The sequence below is a fragment of the Synechococcus sp. EJ6-Ellesmere genome (genome assembly GCF_024345875.1).
GTDB lineage: Bacteria > Cyanobacteriota > Cyanobacteriia > PCC-6307 > Cyanobiaceae > Regnicoccus_A > Regnicoccus_A antarcticus.
The window spans coordinates 1-16,037 of record NZ_JAGQBY010000067.1 but is presented as its reverse complement, the minus strand read 5'-3'; the positions used below and the strand labels follow the sequence as shown (position 1 = coordinate 16,037).

The following is a 16,037-nucleotide window of genomic DNA, read 5'->3' as shown; positions in this document are numbered from 1 at the left end:
GCCCGCCGCCGCCAGCCGGATGCCTGTGGCCAGATCCTCGGAGGGGGTTCCGGTCTCGAAGCCACCCACCCGCTCCAGGGCCGAGCGACGCATCACGAACGAGGTACCGGCACAGACCACGGCTCCGACCGCCTGGCGGGTGGGCTCGATCCAGCGGTAGAAGCTCTCCTCATCGGGCATGAGCCAGCGCTCCAGCCGCAGGTTGCGCATCACTGGATCAGCGTTCATGTACGTCTGGGGGGTCTGAACGAACCCCACCCGTGGATCGGTGAACAGGCCCACGCTGCGAACCAGAAAGGCAGCCCGCGGCACCACATCAGCATCGAAGACCGCCAACAGATCGCCCTTCAGATGCGGCAGAGCGTGGTTGAGGTTGCCCGCCTTGGCATCGGTGGTGCCGTCACGGCTCAGGTAGCGGCAGCCAAGGCGGCGGCAGAGCCGGCTCAGCTCCGGGCGCGCGCTGTCATCGAGCAGCCAGACCTGATGGCGTGGGTAATCCATCGCCAGGCAGCCGCGCAGGCAGCGCTCGATCAGGTCGACCGGTTCTCCGCAGCTGGGCACCAGCACGTCGACTGCCGGAACGCGCCAGGGTTCCCAGGCGATCCGCTGCTGCAGGGTGGACTCGGCCGCGGCGGCCTCCTGTTGCACCGGCGGCTGCCGGGCCCAGGTGAGCCAGAGCTGCAGCAGGCCATTGGCCAGCAGGGTGAGCTCCGCCACCAGCATCAGCAGGCTCAGGCCGGTGCTGATGGGCGTGGCCAGGTTGAGGGTCGCCCCGATCCGCCAGACCAGGTAACGGCCCCCCAGAATGGTGATCACCAGCACAGCCGAGCGCCGGGCGGCCAGGGGCAGGGTCTGCTCCGGCCGGCTCGCCAGCCAGGCGGCCCAGAGCGCAACAACCAGGGTCGGCAGCGGCACGGTCCAGCCGGGCAGCATGGCCATCGGGCTCACCAGAGCAGCGCTCAGCAGCGGCAGGGTGGCCAAGAGGGCGATCTGGGTCGGCCGCCGCTGGGACAGGCCGTTGGGGAGGCGGAACACACGATCGCTCCAGGGGGAAGGGGCTACTGGATGGACTACCGGGGAACACGCCAAATGGATGGAGCAGCTGCATGGCCTGCGGAGGCCGTCAACGTCTGGGCGGCTGTCTCAGGATGTCCAGGCTCCAGTCAGAATTTAGGTAACCAAGCCGGTCGAGCGCGGCACCCTCGCCGGCACTGCGGATACCGGCGGACCTATGTGCCATCGCGGCGCTCGGCCAGCTCCGGGGCGTCGTAGCCGTCAGGCATCCGAGCAGAGGTGGCAGGCCAGCCGGATCAGTCCAGCAAGCCGATCCACCCAAGCGCCGGCGGCACCAGAGTGGTTCGAGATGGTCTGAGCAAGGCAAGGCCATGAGCACGCCCCTGGAGAAACCGACCGCGATCCAGGGCGCCTGCCCAGGCTTTCACCGCACAGGGCATAGCGACGCCTGCAAATGGCATGGCTGAGCAGGTTCAGCCCTGCGGATGGCGCAGGGTGCGCCAGTGGCCGCTCTCGGTGCTCACCTCCACTCCGAGGCCAATCGGGCTGTCACCTGGGCGGCCGTAGCGACTGTCGCCGGTCCGGTTCCACCACCGCCTGGCGAAGTCCCACGCCTCCTCGGACGATTCGAAGTGCTCATCCAGCTCCGGGTGGGGCTGACCCTGCTGATCCACCAACCGGTAGCGGCGTGGCTGGGGGCTGGTGCTCATCAAGAGGGTGTCGGCCATCGGTTCTCCTCTCACTCTGGTGACGCTGGATCGTTTCGGTCGGTGCTGGTGGTCACCATTGGGAAGCGCAGGCCTGCCAGCCCTTCTGTCGCAGTTCACTCCAGAGCTTGAGGGCTTCGATGCGGCTCAACTCACTGCACTTCTTCAGCGCTGCAAACGTCTCCCCGTGAGCCACTCAGCGGTCATGACCTCCGGCCGCTGAACCTGGCGCTCCTGGCGGGTCGGGCGAAAGCACACTGCCTGGCGGCCGTCCTTGAACCAGCTTTCCCTGGAAGTGAGGCGAGCGCGATCACACGGTGCAGGCGGAAAGTCAGGAGGGGATGCAGGTCAGGCTCAGCCACGACCAAGGCAGGCTGAAGTGCCGTCTCAGCTATTCATTCGTCGACCCTACGTATGAGCCAAGAGCCCAAAACCCTTCTTCTGCAATGGTTCTGGGGATTGCCATGCCCCCAGCTGCGAAAACCTCCGCTTGGTGGTCCACGACTGTCCCGAGAGCAATTCCTGATGGTGGTGATGCTGATCGATGCCGGCGTATTGCAGCAGCCCTTGCTTCAGCTCAGCTCGTTGTTCAAGCAGCACCGCAATCGCAACGACGAGTGCCGGATGGGGCTCGACGCCAGGGCCACCTGAGATCACGCACCTACCTGAAGGGTTGCCTTAACAGACGTTATCGAACTGATGACAGCGATCCTCCCCAATAGCAGACTGTTCAAAGCCCCCTTGAATCAGAACCATGAACGACCGTTGGATGGTTCGGGGCCGCGAATTCTCGAACTGCAACTGTGACTGGGGCTGTCCCTGCCAGTTCAATGCCCCCAGCACCCACGGCCATTGCGAGGCGATCGGCAGCGGCATTGTCGACGAGGGCTACTTCAACGACACCAGCCTCGACGGACTGCACTGGGCCCTGCTCCTCCAATGGCCCGGTGAGATCTCTGCCGGCAACGGCACCCAACAAGCGATCATTGACGAACGGGCAACCCCCCAACAGAGAGAATCCCTGAGAAGGATTCTCCACGGCGAGGCCACAAAGCCAGGAGCTACGGGGTTCTACGTGTACAACAGCACAATGTCCACGGTACTGGAAACACTCTTCGCTCCAGTCACGGTGGAGGTGGACGTGGAGGGGCGGCGGGCCAGCATTCTTGTGCCTGGCCTGATCGAATCCAGCGGCACCCCGATCATCGACCCGCTCTCGGGCCAGGAGCATCGCGCGGGTATCTCTCTGCCCGATGGCTTCGAATACACCTTCGCCGAGATGGGCAGTGGCAGCACCCGATCCAGCGCCGCAATTGCCCTTGAACTCAAGGACAGCTACGGCCAGTTCAACTACATGCATCTCACCCAGGATGGCGTTATTCGCTAAACCAGCGGCAGGAGAATCTGCTCCCGCCGCAGACGGTGGAGTGGCCCCTGGCAGCTCGTTGCCGTCTCGCGACAGAGGGCTGGTACTGGCTGCCCTGAGTGTGATCACCCTGATGGCCTGGCTTCAGCTTCTGCGCATGGCTGGCCAGATGGACATGGGCGAATCAGTGGCCATGGCTGGAATGGCCGTTGGCATCGAGTCCTGGACGTTGCAACACGCCTGGATGATGGCCGTGATGTGGATCGTGATGATGGTCGCGATGATGGTGCCCAGTGCCGCACCGATGGTGTTGTTTTACGCGGCAGTGGCCCGCAAGGCAGCGCAAGAGGGTTCCACTCTGGCCCCTTCAGCAATCTTCATGGCTGGCTATGTGGCCGCTTGGAGCGGCTTTTCCCTGCTGGCCACTGCCCTGCAGTGGCTCTTCGATCAGGCCGCCATGCTCTCCCCCATGCTGCGACTGAGAAGCCCGGCCATCGGCGCGATGCTGTTGATCCTCACTGGCTTCTATCAACTCAGCCCAAAGCTGATGCCCTGGGGAGCCCGGGGAGGCAGACTGGCTGGGACAGCGGCCCTACTCTGTGGAGCGGTGCTCTTCCTGGGCAAACTCCATTCGTCCTGATCTCGAGAACCCGGGTGCCTGGAGACCTCAAGAAATCTTAGTGAGCCTCTGGAAACCAGCCTCGAGTACCAGGACAATAGGGATCTGATTGCAGGCCAGACAAGGGTAGCGTGAGGTGGATTGTTCGGCTCAGAGCCTATGACCACTCCCCTGCTGCCTATTCGCTCGAGTCTCTGCCCCATGCCAGGAAAAAGTATTGTATACCTAACACTTTTCGATAATTCAGAAAGACAAGTTCATAGCTCTTGGCACGAATTTATGCCATGGCAAAGGCAAGCATCTGAGTAGAACTGTAAAGCCAGATCTGGGGCTGGAACAGCCATCTGCCATTAGGGGTTGCACTGACAACTCCAGATGACAACGCAAGCCCTGCTGCCACAAAATGGAAGCCAATGCTCTGAGGTGGTTGCAGGAGCCGGGTGGTGATTCCTGACCGGTGAAGGCAGGATGGTTGAGTTGCCCTCGTTAGTTGTCTTGATGATTCTTTCCGGCCCCGCCCTCACGCTGCCCGACCGCCTCGATGCGCTTCTGGAGGCGGGGCTGGCCCGGGATCCGGAGGGTCCGGCCCTGCAGGATCTCCACACGAGCCTCAGCTGGCAGCAGCTGTCGGAGCGGGTGGAACAACTGTCGGCCGCCTACGCCACCATGCCGCTGAAGGCAGGCGACCGGGTGGCGTCCTTGATGCCCAACCGGGTGGAGCTGGTGATCCACTACCTCGCTTGCCTGCGGCTGGGCCTGGTGATCACGCCACTCAACTACCGCTATGTGGTGCCGGAGATCGACCATGCCCTGCGGGTCAGCGGGGCGGTGCTGCTGCTTTATCACCAGGAGCGCTTGGCTGATCTCGAAGCCACGGAGCTGGCCGGATCTCTACCTCTTGGCCTGATCCGCTTCGAGGATGGGCAGACGGGGCCAGCGGCCGAAGGCGAGAGGAGCCTTGAGGATCTGATGGCAACCCCTGCCACCGGCGCGAAGCCGCCCTGCCTGCCAGCTGAGGCCCCCGCGATCATCTATTTCACCTCAGGAAGCACCGCCAAGCCCAAGGGGGTGACCCACAGCCGGGCCAGCTATGGAGCAACGCTCGCCAGCCTGGCCCAGGCGATGGAATACACGCCGGGGGAGAGCCTGACGGTGGGCTGCTCCCTGGCCCATGCGGCGGCCTCGATGTACGGACTCGCGGCCCTCTCGGTGGGCGTCACGCTGGTGGTGGCGACCGAGAGTGACAACCATGCGCTTGAGGCGCTTCTGCATCACCGCAAGCCGAATCTGCTGCTGATGTTGCCGGCAGCACTGATGGGCCTGATTCATGACCGGGATCTGGATCCAGCCGATTTTGCCTACGTGCGCCTGTGCATCTCCGGCGGTGACAAGGTACCCCTACAGCTGCAGCGGGATTTCAAGACCGCCGTGGGCTTTTCGATCGACGAATGCTTCGGCATGAGCGAGTGCGGTGTGGCCACAATGTCGCCGCCTTCCGGCGAGAACCGGGTTGGCTCGGTAGGTCGGGTCTGCCCCGGTTTCGAGTGCTCCATCCGTGACGAGGAGGGCCGCGAACTGGCGGTGGGCGCCGAGGGAAAGCTCTGGCTCCGCTCCGCTTCGGTGATGACGGGCTACTGGGACAATCCCACCGCCACGGCCGAAACGATTGTGGACGGCTGGCTCGACACCGGTGACGAGATGCGCCTGGACGCTGACGGCTACCTGTGGTTCTGTGGCCGACGCAAACAGATCATCGTTCACGATGCCTCCAACATCAGCCCGCAGGACGTAGAGGACGCCCTCTGCGAACACCCTGCCGTGGAACTGGCCGGAGCGATCGGCATCCATGACGTCATGCACGGGGAGAACGTCCGGGCCTACATCACCCTCCAGCAGGGTGCCCAGGCCCCGATGGCTGCCGAGCTGATTGGCTTTGCCCGCGAACGCATCGGTTACAAGGCACCGGAAGAGATCGTGGTGCTGGATGAGATGCCCCTCAACCCGAGCGGCAAGGTGGACCGCGTTGCGCTCAAAGCGATGGCGGCTGAAGCTCCCAAGAGCTGAAAGGCTGTCGAAAGCCCTACGGGACCGAGATGAGGCTCATGGCCCAGCAGAATGGCTCCACCTACCGCTCAGGGGATTGGCGAAAAGCCTGCCGGGCATTGGATCTGAAACCCATCCCCACCAAGCCCTACACGCCGCAAACCAACAGCAAGGCCGAGCGGTTCATCAAAAGGATCCTGGCGAAATGGGCCTCCGTGATCGCCTACCAGACAGATGAGGAACGTAACCGCTGGCTACCTCGCTGTCTGGGAATCCATAACGGCAACAGGTGCCACATCGATCTCGGTGGCCTCACGCCTCAACAGTCCCTCCAGCGACTGCTGATCGATGAATGACCTGGCGAGAAAACACAAGGCCCTGTGTACCACCAGAATATTCATCACCATAGCTGCTGCTTCGATGATGAGCACCTTGGTTCAATCCCTGAGGCTTCCACAGCAGCTATCATGATCAGGCACCACCGGGACCGCTGAGTTGAACAAGATGATTGGACCACTGCGCCGAGCTTCGATCTATGGCCTGGTCAGTTATGCGGGGCTTGTTTTAATCAACAACTCCGAGTTGAACCTTCCCAACATGTGGATTGCCTACCTGCCGATGTTTATCGGTGTCTATGTGCTGACGCAGTGGGTCGACAAGAAGATCGGAAGCTGAGTTTCCAGGCATTGAACGAGGCTTGAATCGATAGCCAGGCAGTACACCAATCACCTCACGGTAAAGGTAACGCCGGTGGCCGATTTCAGAGCCACTGAGACGACACCAGCTCCGTGGCGCGACCTGGATCATCAAGGCGCTGAGGCAGTCAGCGCTGGAGCAACCAACGGAGCAGCGAGAGGCCAATGATCAGCCCGACTCCAGCGTTCCACAGCAGCGATGGACGCTGGGAGAGGCGCTGCAGCCAGCGGGGCAGTCGATCGCCCCAGCGCTCCAGCGCCAGCAGCGCCAGCAGCAGCAGGGCTACGGGGATCCCGATCGCCAACACCAGCTCACGCAGCATTCCATCCCTCGCTTCTCTCGGCACCGTACCCAGCTGAATCGAGAGCGGCAGCCGCCGAGCGCTGGCAGGGGGGTTCGCAGTACCCCCAGAAAGCTGGGCTACCTGGATGTCCATGTCATGGTTCAGGGGTTGGCGAAACTGCCGCATGAAGGTGACACCACTGCGGTTGACGCCGGGGGCAGATCTGCGGCTGGCGCTAGAGAGCTGGATGGCCCAGCAGATCGAGCAGGCCGGCTGCCTGATCAGCGGCATCGGCAGCCTGTCGGTGGCCCAGCTGCGGCTGGCCGGCCGACGGGAGTGCACCATCCTCCGGGGCGAGCTGGAGATCCTCAGCCTGGCCGGCACGCTCGCGGCTGATGGAGCCCACCTGCACATCGCCATCGCCGACAGCAGCGGATCAGTGATCGGCGGCCATCTCTGCACTGGTTCTCTGGTGCGCACCACTGCTGAACTGATGGTGGGGCTGCTGCCGGAGTGGCAGTTCCGGCGGGAGCTGGATCCAGCCACCGGCTACGTCGAGCTGCAGATCCGGCAGGTGCCGGCCCCGTGAGGGGCCTGATCAACCCTCGGCTTCGTCTGCTGGAGGCGGCAGGCGTCGCTCCACCTGCAGAAACACCAGCCAGGCCACCCCGGCGGTGAGGCCACCGGTCCAGTCGCTGCGCAGCAACTCCAGGATTGACACCGTGCTGGCGCCAATGCGAAGGCCCCGTAGAGCAAAACGACCCAGTTTGTCCGGATTGATGGGCATCGTCTGGGGTAATGACAAGCTCGCTTCGCCACTGACGGGAAGCAGTGGATGATCAGCAGCGCCAGGATTGACCCACTGCACTGTGCCCATGTTGCTGCCCAGCCCCCTCTGCCCTCTCTGCCCCCTCACGGCCGCCAAGATCGCTGGCCTGCAGGCCACGGTGCTACTGCTGCTCACCCTGCTCTTCAAGGCCAGGATCCAGATCAAGGCCGCTTCTGCCCTGGGGTTGTTTCTGCTGGCCCTGCAGACACTGGTGTTCCTGGCCGCCAGTAGCGCCCTGGGCCTGGCGGCCATCACCGCTGGTGCCGTGGCACTGAACCGTCGCCAGACGCAGGCGGCGTGACGACGCTTCCGCCATGGCGGCCGTTGCTGCGCGGGGCCCGCGAGAGGGAAGGACGATCACCAGCGGCCCGCTGGCTGCAGCTCGCCACAGTCGCTCCCGATGGCACCCCACGGGTGCGCACCCTGGTGTTCCGTGGCTGGGCCGATGGCGGCGTGTTGGATCTGCTGACCGACGGACGCAGCGCCAAAGCGGCTGAGCTCCGGCAGCAGCCCGCTGTCGAACTGTGCTGGCTGCTGCCCAAAGCACGCTGTCAGTTCCGTCTGCGCGGCCAGCTGCTGGCCTTGCCCGCTGGCGTCGACCAGCAGGAGCGCCAACGGCATTGGCAGAACCTCACGCCCAGTGGCCGTGCCCTCTGGGGCTGGCCCGAACCGGGAGCTTCGTTGGCTGCCGCCGTGGACTTCCCGACAGCACTCAATGACGAGGTCCCACTGCCTGAGCAGTTCCAGCTGCTGCGCATCACCCTGGAGCAGGTGGAGTTGCTGGAGCTCAGGGATCATCCCCACCAGCGTCGTCGTTGGCGCCGCTCTGGCGGCTGGAGCGAGGAGCGTCTCAATCCCTGAGGGGTCGCCGTCACAGGAGATCAGACGCCTTGGGGTATTGGCTTCTGTGAACGCTGTGGCCGGCCCTTGATGCTGGCCGAGCTGGCGCTTGCGACCCTGCGCTTGCCACCCCTGACGACAAGCTGGTGGGCTCACTGATCGCCCTGCTTCAGTGGCGACCAGCGTTGGACGGGCCTGCACTGACCTCAGCGCGCACCATCACCGGAGCAGGATCTGCATAGTGGCGATCCGTAAAACTCGGGCTGGGGGCATCAACTTCTTCGCTGGCCAGCAGGTCAGCGACAATTCCGGCGTCGATCGAAAAGCGACCAGGGCCGTTGAGCAGAATCGCCAGGCTGCCGCCGAGATAGAGCACCACCAGCTCAAGCAGATAGATGTTGAAGCCGCTGGTGAGGATGTGGTGGTAGCCCGCAACGGCCATCGTTCCCACCAGGGCGAGGGCGCCGATCGGGGTGAGGAATCCCAGGATCACGAACCACGACCCAAGGATCTCGGAGAGACCAGCCAAATGGGCCATCACATTCGGGAATGGCATGTGCAGAGGAACCAGATAGGCGGCGGCGAAGCTCTCTGGATTGGCCAGCTTCTCCTGGCCGTGATGAATCATCATCGTGCCAATCGCCAGGCGCAGAACAAGCAGGCCGGTGTTGGTGAGAACGTCGTTTTTGAGGAAGTAACGGTTCAGAACGCTTGACATCGGATACAGGAATCGAGTTGGTGCAGGGGATCAGTTCTGAGGGCTGGAGGGCTTGGAGAGGCTGTATGCCCAGAGAGCCACGCTGGCGGTCATGAAGCCCAGAAACAGTTCCAGCAGGGTGAGGGTGGTCATAGCTTGGGAAGCGGCGTGTTCCCAGCATGGCTCGCCAGATTAAGAAATGTGAGGAGCCCGTCTTCAGCGCGGCGATCATCTGGCTTGAGGCTCTGCCGAGCAGACGGCAGCTGCCCCCCGGACAGTCAGCCTGATGGCCAGGGTTTCTACGCTGGGCATGCCTTTTAGGGATTGCTTCCGCCAGGCGGCTGCTCTGATCTGACCCCATGGCCGGCAAGCGCACCCTCAACACCGGCAACCTGGAAAGCCTCGGGGCAGCGGTCCTCGCCGAGCTGCTGATGGAGGTGAGCGGTGGCAATGCCGTGATCCAGAGGCGCCTGCGCCTGGCCCTGGCCGCTGCCGAGGGGGCCAGTGAAGCGGCCCAGGAGGTGCGCAAGCGCCTGGCGGCCATCGCCCGCTCCACCACTTACGTGGATTCCCGCAAGCGCAAGGCTCTTGTGGCCGAGCTGGAGGCCCAGCGCCAGGCGATCACCGGTCCAATCGCCGATGCCGACCCAGACCTGGCCGTCGATCTGCTGGTGCGGTTCCTGCAGCTGGGTGATGGGGTGATGGATCGTTGCTCCGACAGCACCGGCGCTGTGATCGGGGTGTTCTGGCAGGCAGCGGCCGATCTGGGCCCGATCGCCACTGCCGCCAAGCTGGGGCCAGACAGGCTGGCGGAGCAGGTGAGCGATCTGCTGGCCGACAACGGCTACGGCCAGTTCGATCAGCTGATTCCAGCGATGGCCGAGGCCCTCGGCGAGCAGGGTCTGCGGCGGCTGGAGCAGGACTGCCGCGATCGCGGTGCCTGCGATGGCCACTTCGCCCTGCTGCAGATCGCCGAATGCCGCGGCGATGTGGACTCATACCTGGCTCAGTTCAGCACCAGCCAGCTCAGCTGGCCGAACACCGCCGCCGATGTGGCCAACCACCTGCTGGCGGCGGGCCGTCCACAGCAGGCCCTGGCCGTGCTGGATGGCGCCGCCAAGGGCGCAAACACCTGGCATTCCCCCGAGTGGGACGAAGCCCGCATCGCTGTGCTGGACACACTCGGCCGCGTGGAGGAGGCCCAGCACATGCGCTGGCACGGCTTCGGCAAAACCCTCTCGATCCCCCAGCTTCGCGACTACCTCAAGCGGCTTGAGGCCTTCGAGGATGTGGAGGCCGAGGAGCGGGCCTTTCAGGTGGCGGAGGAGCACTCGATGCCACTGCTGGCGCTGGAGTTCCTGGTGGCCTGGCCTGCCCTGCCCCGGGCTGAGCGCTACGTGATCGAGCACTGGCAGGAATGGGACGGCGAAGCCTTTGAGGTCTACGGCCCCGCCGCCGAACGGCTCAGCGCCGACCATCCCCTGGCGGCCGTGGTGTTACTTCGGGCGATGGTGGTCTTTGCGCTGTCCATGGGCCGGGCCAAGCGCTACCGCTATGCCGCCGAGCATCTGCGCAGCTGCGAGCAGCTCTCAGCCCGAATCGACCACTGGCAAGGGATCGAGAGCCACGGCAGCTTTGTCGGCCGCCTGCGGGAAGCCTTCGGAATGAAGTGGAGCTTCTGGCAGCTGATCGACAGGTCGATCTGAAGCCCACCCTTCCGCAAGGCCATGCGATCGATGATGGGCTGCAACCAGGCTGAGCGATTCGGCCCCAGTTCCTTGCCGTGGTCCCGGTGATGCAGCCTCAACCACTCCTGAGCGGCTCCCGGCTGGTGCCCACGCTGCTGGGCCTGGTGCTGGGCCTTGGCGTGATCAGCCCGAAGCCATCGCTGATGGCCACCGAAACCGCTGCCGGTCCGCCGCCACCGCCGCGGCTGGTGACCACGGCCAAGGTGTCGGCTGCGCTGCCGAAGCTGGAGGCCTTGGCCACACAGATCCTGCAGCAGACGGGGGTGCCGGGCATGGCGATCGCCGTGGTCCACGACGACCGGGTGGTGTTCCTCAAGGGCTACGGGCAGCGCGAGGTGGGCAAGGCCGGGGCGGTGGATGCCGACACGATCTTCCAGCTGGCCTCGCTCTCGAAACCGATCGCCAGCACGGTGGTGGCGGCCCTGGTGGGGGATGGGCGCGTGCGCTGGGACGATCCGGTGATCGGCGACCTTCCCGGGTTTCGCCTCGGCCCGCCCGCCATCGCCGAGGAGGTGACCCTGCGGGATCTGCTCTCGCACCGCAGCGGCCTGCCCGACCATGCCGGCGACCTGCTGGAGGACATCGGCTTCGATCGCGCCACCATCTTCCAGCGCCTGGGGGTGCTGCCGCTGGGCAACCGCTTCCGGGCCGTCTTCAATTACACCAACTTCGGATTCACGGCGGGCGCCATCGCAGCGGCCAACGCCAGTGGCCAGGGCTGGGAGGAGCTCTCGAGAGAACGGCTTTATCGACCACTGGGCATGGGCCGCACCAGCTCCAGCCACGCCGATCTGGTCGCGGCCTCCAACCGCGCCGCCCTGCATGTGCGGGAGCCAGCCGACGGAGCGGCCAGCCACCGCTGGGTGGCTGCGGCTGCAGCTGGCGGGGGGACGCCTGGGGCCAATGGCCGTCGGCCGTCAGATCGTGGCCTCAGACGCCCTGGCCGACACCCACCGACCCCTGATTGCCAGCGCGCCATCTCCCAATCCAGCCGTGTACCGCACCGGCTTCTACGGGCTGGGCTGGAACGTGAGCAGCACCGACCAGGGCGCCGTGCAGCTCAGCCACTCGGGCGGCTTCGAGCTCGGTGCCGCCACGGCCGTCTACCTGCTGCCGGGGGAGTCGCTGGGCATCGTGGTGCTCACCAACGGCCAGCCGATCGGGGTACCTGAAACGGTGGCGCTGAGCTTCCTCGACCTGGCCCGCTTCGGCAAGGTCGAACTCGATTACCTCAAGCCCCTGGGAGGACTGTTCGCCCAGATCGCCCAGCAGGAGTATCCACGGGTGCCCCAGCAGCCCGCGACTCCCGCCCCGGCGCGGCCGTTGGCGGTCTACAGCGGCACCTACAGCAACGCCTTCGTGGGAGTGATCACCGTGAAACCCGAGGGCAACGGCCTGGTGCTGGAACTGGGGCCCCAGCGCAGGCCCTACCCCCTCACCCACATCAGCGGCGACACCTTCCGCTACCAGCCCAGCGGAGAGAACGCCGCAGGACCGAGCGCGGTGGCCTTCAGCGTGAGCGGCGATGAACCGGCCAGGCGCGTCCAGATCGACAACTTCAACGTCGATGGCCAGGGTGTGTTCCAACGTCAAAGCTCAGAAGCAACCCCATGAACGACGACCCGCTGGCCAGCGCGATCCCCCAGCCGCGCCGGATCCTGATCACCGGCGCCAGCTCCGGCATCGGCCAGCAGGCTGCCCTGCTGCTGCATCGTGCTGGGCACCAGCTCACCCTGCCCTGCCGTGATCAGGCCAGCGCAGATGCCACCCGCCAGAAGCTGCTCGCCAGCGGCGGCAGCGATCTGCTCACCCCCATCTGCGATCTGGCCGACCTGGAGAGCATCGACCATTGCGCCAAGGAGCTGCTCTCAACCGGTGAGCCGATCGACAGCCTGGTGCTCAACGCCGGCCTGCAGGACAGTGGTGCCTCCGAACCCCAGCGGTCGGCCCAGGGCCATGAGCTCACCATCGCCGTCAACCATCTGGGCCACCAGGCCCTGGCGATGCAGCTGCTGCCATTACTCGAGCGCAGCGAGGCCCCACGCCTGGTGGTCACCGCTTCGGAGGTGCACGATCCCGGCTCGCCCGGGGGCCGGGTAGGCGAACCCGCTGGCCTGGGGAATCTGGCTGGCCTCAGGGCCGGCGCTGGCTTCGCGATGGTGGATGGCCGCACGCCCTTCAACGCTGACAAGGCCTACAAGGACAGCAAGCTCTGCAACCTGCTCTTTGCCCGTGAACTGGAACGTCGCCTGCGCCGGCGCGGCACAGCGATGCCGGTGCTGGCCTGGAGCCCGGGCCTGGTGATCCCACGCAGCAGCGGCGGCTTCTTCCGCTACAGCCGCCGCCACAACGAATGGGGCCAGCGGCTGTTCGCCCTGGTGGCCCGCGACCTGCTGCGCCTCACGGCAACGCCTGAGCAGGCCGGGGCCCTGCTGGCCGACCTTGCCACCGCTGCCAGCTATGGAAGCAGCGGATTCAGCTATCACGTCAACCGCCTGGTCAGTCCGGGGCGGCTGCACTTCGAGTCAGCCGAACCCAGCGCCGAAGCCCAGGACGATGCCCTGGCCGAGGCGCTCTGGAGCGTGAGCGCCCAGTTGGTGGGTTTGCCGGAGTCGTTGTCCCGCCGTCCGGGCTGACCGCTGTTTGAAGGCGTAGGCCAACCAACCGAGACTCGTCAGCTTCAGTGCTGACGCAGCCTTGATCTGGATCCTGGCTTTGATCAACAGGGTCTGCCGCAGAAGCATGGCGGCCTGCAGCCCGGCGATCCCGAAAGAGCAGACGGCTGGCTCAGAGCTTTCGCCCCCAGGCTTGGCTGAACCATCAAGCAGCAGACTCCCCTTGGCTGCCTACCCGCCATGGGCGTGATCCTGCTCACTGTTCTCACCGTGCTGCTGGGCTACGGGCTGGGGAAGAGCGTGCCGCGACTGGTGCAGCGCTCGGGCCAGCTGGCGCGTCGCTCACGGGGCAGCCAGCTGGCCTTCGCGGGCCTGCTGCTCCTGCCCTGGCTTGTTGGGATTGCCCTGGTGCTGCAGCTGCCCCTGCGGCCTTACCTGCTGCTACCGGCAATCGGCTACGCAGCAGGGATGTGGCGTGGCCGGCGCAAAGTTGGTCTTTAGCAGAGCGGCGATGGCTACCGGGCTGTTCAGCAGGGATCCCTGCCAGGGCCATGCCCCTGGGCCCTCGGGCCAAACAGGGGGCCAAGATCCTCCAGCGCGGAGTGCTGCTCGAGCTGCTGGCGCATCACTTCCAAAGTGCCCAGCGGCTGACCTGGCGCCGAGGATTCCGCGCCAGGGAGCAGACCCCACGCCTCGAGCTCTTCCGTGAAGCCAAGGGCCCGCGTGTCTTCCAGTCGATCAGGGAAGAGCACGCCATCGAGATGGTCGCACTCGTGCTGGACGACGCGGGCGTGAAATCCAGCAACGGATCGCGCGATCAGATGACCCTCTGCATCGAAGCCTCGGTAGTGAATCCGCCTCCAGCGACTCACCTGTCCACGCAGCCCCGGAACACTGAGGCACCCCTCCCAACCTGAATCGCAGGCCTGGTCGATCGGGGTGATCTCCGGATTGATCAGCACCGTTTCCGGTATCGGGGGTGCCTCTGGATAGCGCGGGTTCACGGTGATTCCAAAGATCACCACCCGCAGCGGTACGCCGATCTGCGGAGCGGCCAAGCCCGCCCCATCGCGTGCCGCCATGGTATCCCTGAGATCCGTGATCAAAGCAAGCAGATCAGGTGTTCCAAACCTGGTAACGGGGCGGGACACCTGCCGCAGACGTGGATCACCCAGGCGCAGGACGGTTCGTTCAGCCATCACCGCTCCTCCAACCTCGCGTTTCACCCTTCCTCTCCATACCTTGCAGCTGTAGGCGCGCGGCTTGGCTCTCTGATTCAGCCAATGTCATCTCAGCTTTTGGTCCAACCGGTCTGGCATCAAGGGATCAACGCGATTCCGGTTTCTACGGCAGCGATCTGAACAGTAACGGACCTCCTCCCACACATCTTTCCACTTTTTCCGCCACTGAAACGGTCGTCCACAGATTGAGCAGTTCTTGGTGGGACGTTCAATGTGGTGAGGCATCGGTGCAAGAGAGAGTGAAGGGGGATACATCTTGGCTTCTGGCCCGCAATCAACAACTCTGAGTGTTGCAAGCAAAAAAGCCCCTGCCGAAGCAGGGGCTTTTCATGCCCTTGATGCAGGTGGTGAGCCCATGGGACCCACCGGATGCATCAGCCGATCGCGGGGGCGGTCAGCGCCACAGGAGTGGCTTCAGCAGAAGCAAGGTCCAGCGGGAAGTTGTGCGCATTCCGCTCGTGCATCACTTCCATGCCCAGACCAGCGCGGTTCAGCACATCAGCCCAGGTGTTGATCACGCGGCCTTGGCCATCGAGGATCGACTGGTTGAAGTTGAAACCGTTCAGGTTGAAGGCCATCGTGCTCACGCCAAGGGCGGTGAACCAGATGCCGACCACCGGCCAGGCAGCCAGGAAGAAGTGCAGGCTGCGGCTGTTGTTGAACGAGGCGTACTGGAAGATCAGGCGACCGAAGTAACCGTGGGCAGCCACGATGTTGTAGGTCTCCTCTTCCTGGCCGAACTTGTAGCCGTAGTTCTGGCTCTCGCTCTCGGTGGTTTCACGCACCAGGGAGCTGGTGACCAGCGAACCGTGCATGGCGGAGAACAGCGAGCCACCGAACACACCCGCCACACCCAGCATGTGGAAGGGGTGCATCAGGATGTTGTGCTCGGCCTGGAACACCAGCATGAAGTTGAAGGTGCCGGAGATGCCGAGGGGCATGCCGTCGGAGAAGGAACCCTGACCGAAGGGGTAGATCAGGAACACAGCCGAGGCAGCGGCCACAGGGGCGCTGTAGGCCACGCAGATCCAGGGGCGCATGCCGAGGCGATAGGAGAGTTCCCACTCGCGGCCCATGTAGCTGAAGATGCCGATCAGGAAGTGGAAGATCACCAGCTGGTAGGGACCGCCGTTGTACAGCCACTCGTCGAGGCTGGCGGCTTCCCAGATCGGGTAGAAGTGCAGGCCGATGGCGTTGCTGGAAGGAACAACAGCACCGGAGATGATGTTGTTGCCGTAAAGCAGGGAGCCGGCGACAGGCTCACGGATGCCGTCGATGTCGACGGGAGGAGCAGCGACGAAGGCCACGATGAAGCAGATCGTGGCAGCCAGCAGGGTGG

22 protein-coding genes and 1 pseudogene are annotated in these 16,037 nt (G+C 64.6%); 14 read left to right on the top strand and 9 right to left on the bottom strand.

Features of this window, described 5'->3' with window-relative positions:
- The 3 genes from KBY78_RS08865 to KBY78_RS16355 all read right to left on the bottom strand — a co-directional run.
- Window positions 1–1,035 (bottom strand): glycosyltransferase (locus KBY78_RS08865; RefSeq protein ID WP_255143286.1); only part of this gene is annotated, 1,035 nt, incomplete at its 3' end.
- A 452-nt stretch (window positions 1,036–1,487) separates the two neighbouring features.
- Complete coding sequence (locus KBY78_RS08860) at window positions 1,488–1,742, bottom strand: hypothetical protein (RefSeq protein ID WP_255143285.1); 255 nt, start codon at window positions 1,740–1,742, stop codon at window positions 1,488–1,490.
- A 52-nt stretch (window positions 1,743–1,794) separates the two neighbouring features.
- Window positions 1,795–1,917: a DUF1651 domain-containing protein gene (locus KBY78_RS16355; RefSeq protein WP_399215597.1), complete on the bottom strand. Its 123-nt coding sequence runs from the start codon at window positions 1,915–1,917 to the stop codon at window positions 1,795–1,797.
- A gap of 329 nt (window positions 1,918–2,246) precedes the next feature.
- On the opposite strand from KBY78_RS16355, the gene KBY78_RS08855 reads away from it, so the two are divergent.
- From KBY78_RS08855 to KBY78_RS08830, 6 genes are all read left to right on the top strand, one after another.
- A complete protein-coding gene (locus tag KBY78_RS08855; RefSeq protein ID WP_255143284.1) occupies window positions 2,247–2,372 on the top strand; it encodes a hypothetical protein in 126 nt (41 codons plus the stop codon).
- Between the two features lie 103 nt (window positions 2,373–2,475).
- Window positions 2,476–3,108: a DUF1326 domain-containing protein gene (locus KBY78_RS08850; protein WP_255143283.1), complete on the top strand. Its 633-nt coding sequence runs from the start codon at window positions 2,476–2,478 to the stop codon at window positions 3,106–3,108.
- A 112-nt stretch (window positions 3,109–3,220) separates the two neighbouring features.
- Window positions 3,221–3,727 (top strand): DUF2182 domain-containing protein, encoded by a 507-nt coding sequence (locus KBY78_RS08845; RefSeq protein WP_255143282.1) that lies wholly within the window; start codon window positions 3,221–3,223, stop codon window positions 3,725–3,727.
- Between the two features lie 477 nt (window positions 3,728–4,204).
- Window positions 4,205–5,770: a class I adenylate-forming enzyme family protein gene (locus KBY78_RS08840; RefSeq protein WP_255143281.1), complete on the top strand. Its 1,566-nt coding sequence runs from the start codon at window positions 4,205–4,207 to the stop codon at window positions 5,768–5,770.
- A 38-nt stretch (window positions 5,771–5,808) separates the two neighbouring features.
- Window positions 5,809–6,105, top strand: a complete 297-nt coding sequence (locus tag KBY78_RS08835) for an integrase core domain-containing protein (protein WP_399215594.1) — start codon at window positions 5,809–5,811, stop codon at window positions 6,103–6,105.
- A 139-nt stretch (window positions 6,106–6,244) separates the two neighbouring features.
- Complete coding sequence (locus KBY78_RS08830; protein WP_037979633.1) at window positions 6,245–6,424, top strand: hypothetical protein; 180 nt, start codon at window positions 6,245–6,247, stop codon at window positions 6,422–6,424.
- Between the two features lie 148 nt (window positions 6,425–6,572).
- Here the strand turns inward: KBY78_RS08830 and KBY78_RS08825 are convergent, their stop codons facing one another.
- Window positions 6,573–6,881, bottom strand: a complete 309-nt coding sequence (locus KBY78_RS08825) for a hypothetical protein (protein ID WP_255143280.1) — start codon at window positions 6,879–6,881, stop codon at window positions 6,573–6,575.
- A gap of 31 nt (window positions 6,882–6,912) precedes the next feature.
- On the opposite strand from KBY78_RS08825, the gene KBY78_RS08820 reads away from it, so the two are divergent.
- Complete coding sequence (locus KBY78_RS08820; RefSeq protein ID WP_255143279.1) at window positions 6,913–7,317, top strand: PPC domain-containing DNA-binding protein; 405 nt, start codon at window positions 6,913–6,915, stop codon at window positions 7,315–7,317.
- A gap of 9 nt (window positions 7,318–7,326) precedes the next feature.
- On the opposite strand, the gene KBY78_RS08815 is transcribed toward KBY78_RS08820, so the two are convergent.
- Window positions 7,327–7,515, bottom strand: coding sequence for a hypothetical protein (locus KBY78_RS08815; RefSeq protein WP_255143278.1), 189 nt, complete (start codon window positions 7,513–7,515; stop codon window positions 7,327–7,329).
- Between the two features lie 88 nt (window positions 7,516–7,603).
- Between KBY78_RS08815 and KBY78_RS08810 the strand changes: the two genes are divergently transcribed.
- Window positions 7,604–7,858, top strand: coding sequence for a hypothetical protein (locus KBY78_RS08810; RefSeq protein ID WP_255143277.1), 255 nt, complete (start codon window positions 7,604–7,606; stop codon window positions 7,856–7,858).
- A complete protein-coding gene (locus KBY78_RS08805; RefSeq protein ID WP_255143276.1) occupies window positions 7,855–8,418 on the top strand; it encodes a pyridoxamine 5'-phosphate oxidase family protein in 564 nt (187 codons plus the stop codon). Before KBY78_RS08810 ends, KBY78_RS08805 begins: the two co-directional genes overlap by 4 nt.
- Window positions 8,419–8,566: 148 nt before the next feature.
- On the opposite strand, the gene KBY78_RS08800 is transcribed toward KBY78_RS08805, so the two are convergent.
- Window positions 8,567–9,115, bottom strand: a complete 549-nt coding sequence (locus KBY78_RS08800; protein WP_255143275.1) for a DoxX family protein — start codon at window positions 9,113–9,115, stop codon at window positions 8,567–8,569.
- A gap of 338 nt (window positions 9,116–9,453) precedes the next feature.
- On the opposite strand from KBY78_RS08800, the gene KBY78_RS08795 reads away from it, so the two are divergent.
- From KBY78_RS08795 to KBY78_RS08775, 5 genes and pseudogenes are all read left to right on the top strand, one after another.
- Entirely contained in the window at window positions 9,454–10,800 is a 1,347-nt protein-coding gene (locus tag KBY78_RS08795) for a DUF6880 family protein (protein WP_255143274.1), read from the top strand.
- A gap of 89 nt (window positions 10,801–10,889) precedes the next feature.
- Window positions 10,890–11,678 (top strand): annotated as a pseudogene (locus tag KBY78_RS08790) (serine hydrolase domain-containing protein); the annotation flags it as partial.
- Complete coding sequence (locus tag KBY78_RS08785; protein ID WP_315856654.1) at window positions 11,665–12,456, top strand: DUF3471 domain-containing protein; 792 nt, start codon at window positions 11,665–11,667, stop codon at window positions 12,454–12,456. The pseudogene KBY78_RS08790 and the gene KBY78_RS08785, both read left to right, overlap by 14 nt.
- Window positions 12,453–13,478, top strand: a complete 1,026-nt coding sequence (locus tag KBY78_RS08780) for an SDR family NAD(P)-dependent oxidoreductase (protein ID WP_255143272.1) — start codon at window positions 12,453–12,455, stop codon at window positions 13,476–13,478. The genes KBY78_RS08785 and KBY78_RS08780 overlap by 4 nt, the downstream gene beginning before the upstream one ends.
- 219 nt (window positions 13,479–13,697) lie before the next feature.
- The gene (locus KBY78_RS08775; RefSeq protein WP_255143271.1) at window positions 13,698–13,958 is read left to right on the top strand and encodes a hypothetical protein; all 261 of its coding nucleotides are present in this window, start codon (window positions 13,698–13,700) and stop codon (window positions 13,956–13,958) included.
- A gap of 26 nt (window positions 13,959–13,984) precedes the next feature.
- Here KBY78_RS08775 and def read toward each other — a convergent pair whose 3' ends face one another.
- The 3 genes from def to psbA form a co-directional block, all read right to left on the bottom strand.
- Window positions 13,985–14,656: a peptide deformylase gene (def, locus tag KBY78_RS08770; RefSeq protein ID WP_255143270.1), complete on the bottom strand. Its 672-nt coding sequence runs from the start codon at window positions 14,654–14,656 to the stop codon at window positions 13,985–13,987.
- An 87-nt stretch (window positions 14,657–14,743) separates the two neighbouring features.
- Window positions 14,744–14,923 carry a DUF2256 domain-containing protein gene (locus tag KBY78_RS08765; protein ID WP_255143287.1) on the bottom strand — a complete coding sequence of 60 codons (180 nt, stop codon included), beginning with the start codon at window positions 14,921–14,923 and terminating at the stop codon, window positions 14,744–14,746.
- Window positions 14,924–15,072: 149 nt separating this feature from the next.
- A partial coding sequence (gene psbA / locus KBY78_RS08760; protein WP_255143269.1) for a photosystem II q(b) protein occupies window positions 15,073–16,037 on the bottom strand: 965 nt, incomplete at its 5' end.

Coding starts and splice junctions, on each gene's coding strand:
- KBY78_RS08840 (WP_255143281.1), top strand. CDS start 4,205: ATGATTCTTTCCGGCCCCGCCCTCACGCTGCCCGACCGCCTCGATGCG.
- KBY78_RS08825 (WP_255143280.1), bottom strand. CDS start 6,881: ATGGACATCCAGGTAGCCCAGCTTTCTGGGGGTACTGCGAACCCCCCT.
- KBY78_RS08810 (WP_255143277.1), top strand. CDS start 7,604: ATGTTGCTGCCCAGCCCCCTCTGCCCTCTCTGCCCCCTCACGGCCGCC.
- KBY78_RS08860 (WP_255143285.1), bottom strand. CDS start 1,742: ATGGCCGACACCCTCTTGATGAGCACCAGCCCCCAGCCACGCCGCTAC.
- KBY78_RS08815 (WP_255143278.1), bottom strand. CDS start 7,515: ATGCCCATCAATCCGGACAAACTGGGTCGTTTTGCTCTACGGGGCCTT.
- KBY78_RS08785 (WP_315856654.1), top strand. CDS start 11,665: ATGTGCGGGAGCCAGCCGACGGAGCGGCCAGCCACCGCTGGGTGGCTG.
- KBY78_RS08800 (WP_255143275.1), bottom strand. CDS start 9,115: ATGTCAAGCGTTCTGAACCGTTACTTCCTCAAAAACGACGTTCTCACC.
- KBY78_RS08855 (WP_255143284.1), top strand. CDS start 2,247: ATGGTGGTGATGCTGATCGATGCCGGCGTATTGCAGCAGCCCTTGCTT.
- KBY78_RS08765 (WP_255143287.1), bottom strand. CDS start 14,923: ATGCCTCACCACATTGAACGTCCCACCAAGAACTGCTCAATCTGTGGA.
- KBY78_RS08775 (WP_255143271.1), top strand. CDS start 13,698: ATGGGCGTGATCCTGCTCACTGTTCTCACCGTGCTGCTGGGCTACGGG.
- KBY78_RS08795 (WP_255143274.1), top strand. CDS start 9,454: ATGGCCGGCAAGCGCACCCTCAACACCGGCAACCTGGAAAGCCTCGGG.
- KBY78_RS08820 (WP_255143279.1), top strand. CDS start 6,913: ATGAAGGTGACACCACTGCGGTTGACGCCGGGGGCAGATCTGCGGCTG.
- def (WP_255143270.1), bottom strand. CDS start 14,656: ATGGCTGAACGAACCGTCCTGCGCCTGGGTGATCCACGTCTGCGGCAG.
- KBY78_RS08845 (WP_255143282.1), top strand. CDS start 3,221: ATGGCCTGGCTTCAGCTTCTGCGCATGGCTGGCCAGATGGACATGGGC.
- KBY78_RS08835 (WP_399215594.1), top strand. CDS start 5,809: ATGGCCCAGCAGAATGGCTCCACCTACCGCTCAGGGGATTGGCGAAAA.
- KBY78_RS08780 (WP_255143272.1), top strand. CDS start 12,453: ATGAACGACGACCCGCTGGCCAGCGCGATCCCCCAGCCGCGCCGGATC.
- KBY78_RS08850 (WP_255143283.1), top strand. CDS start 2,476: ATGAACGACCGTTGGATGGTTCGGGGCCGCGAATTCTCGAACTGCAAC.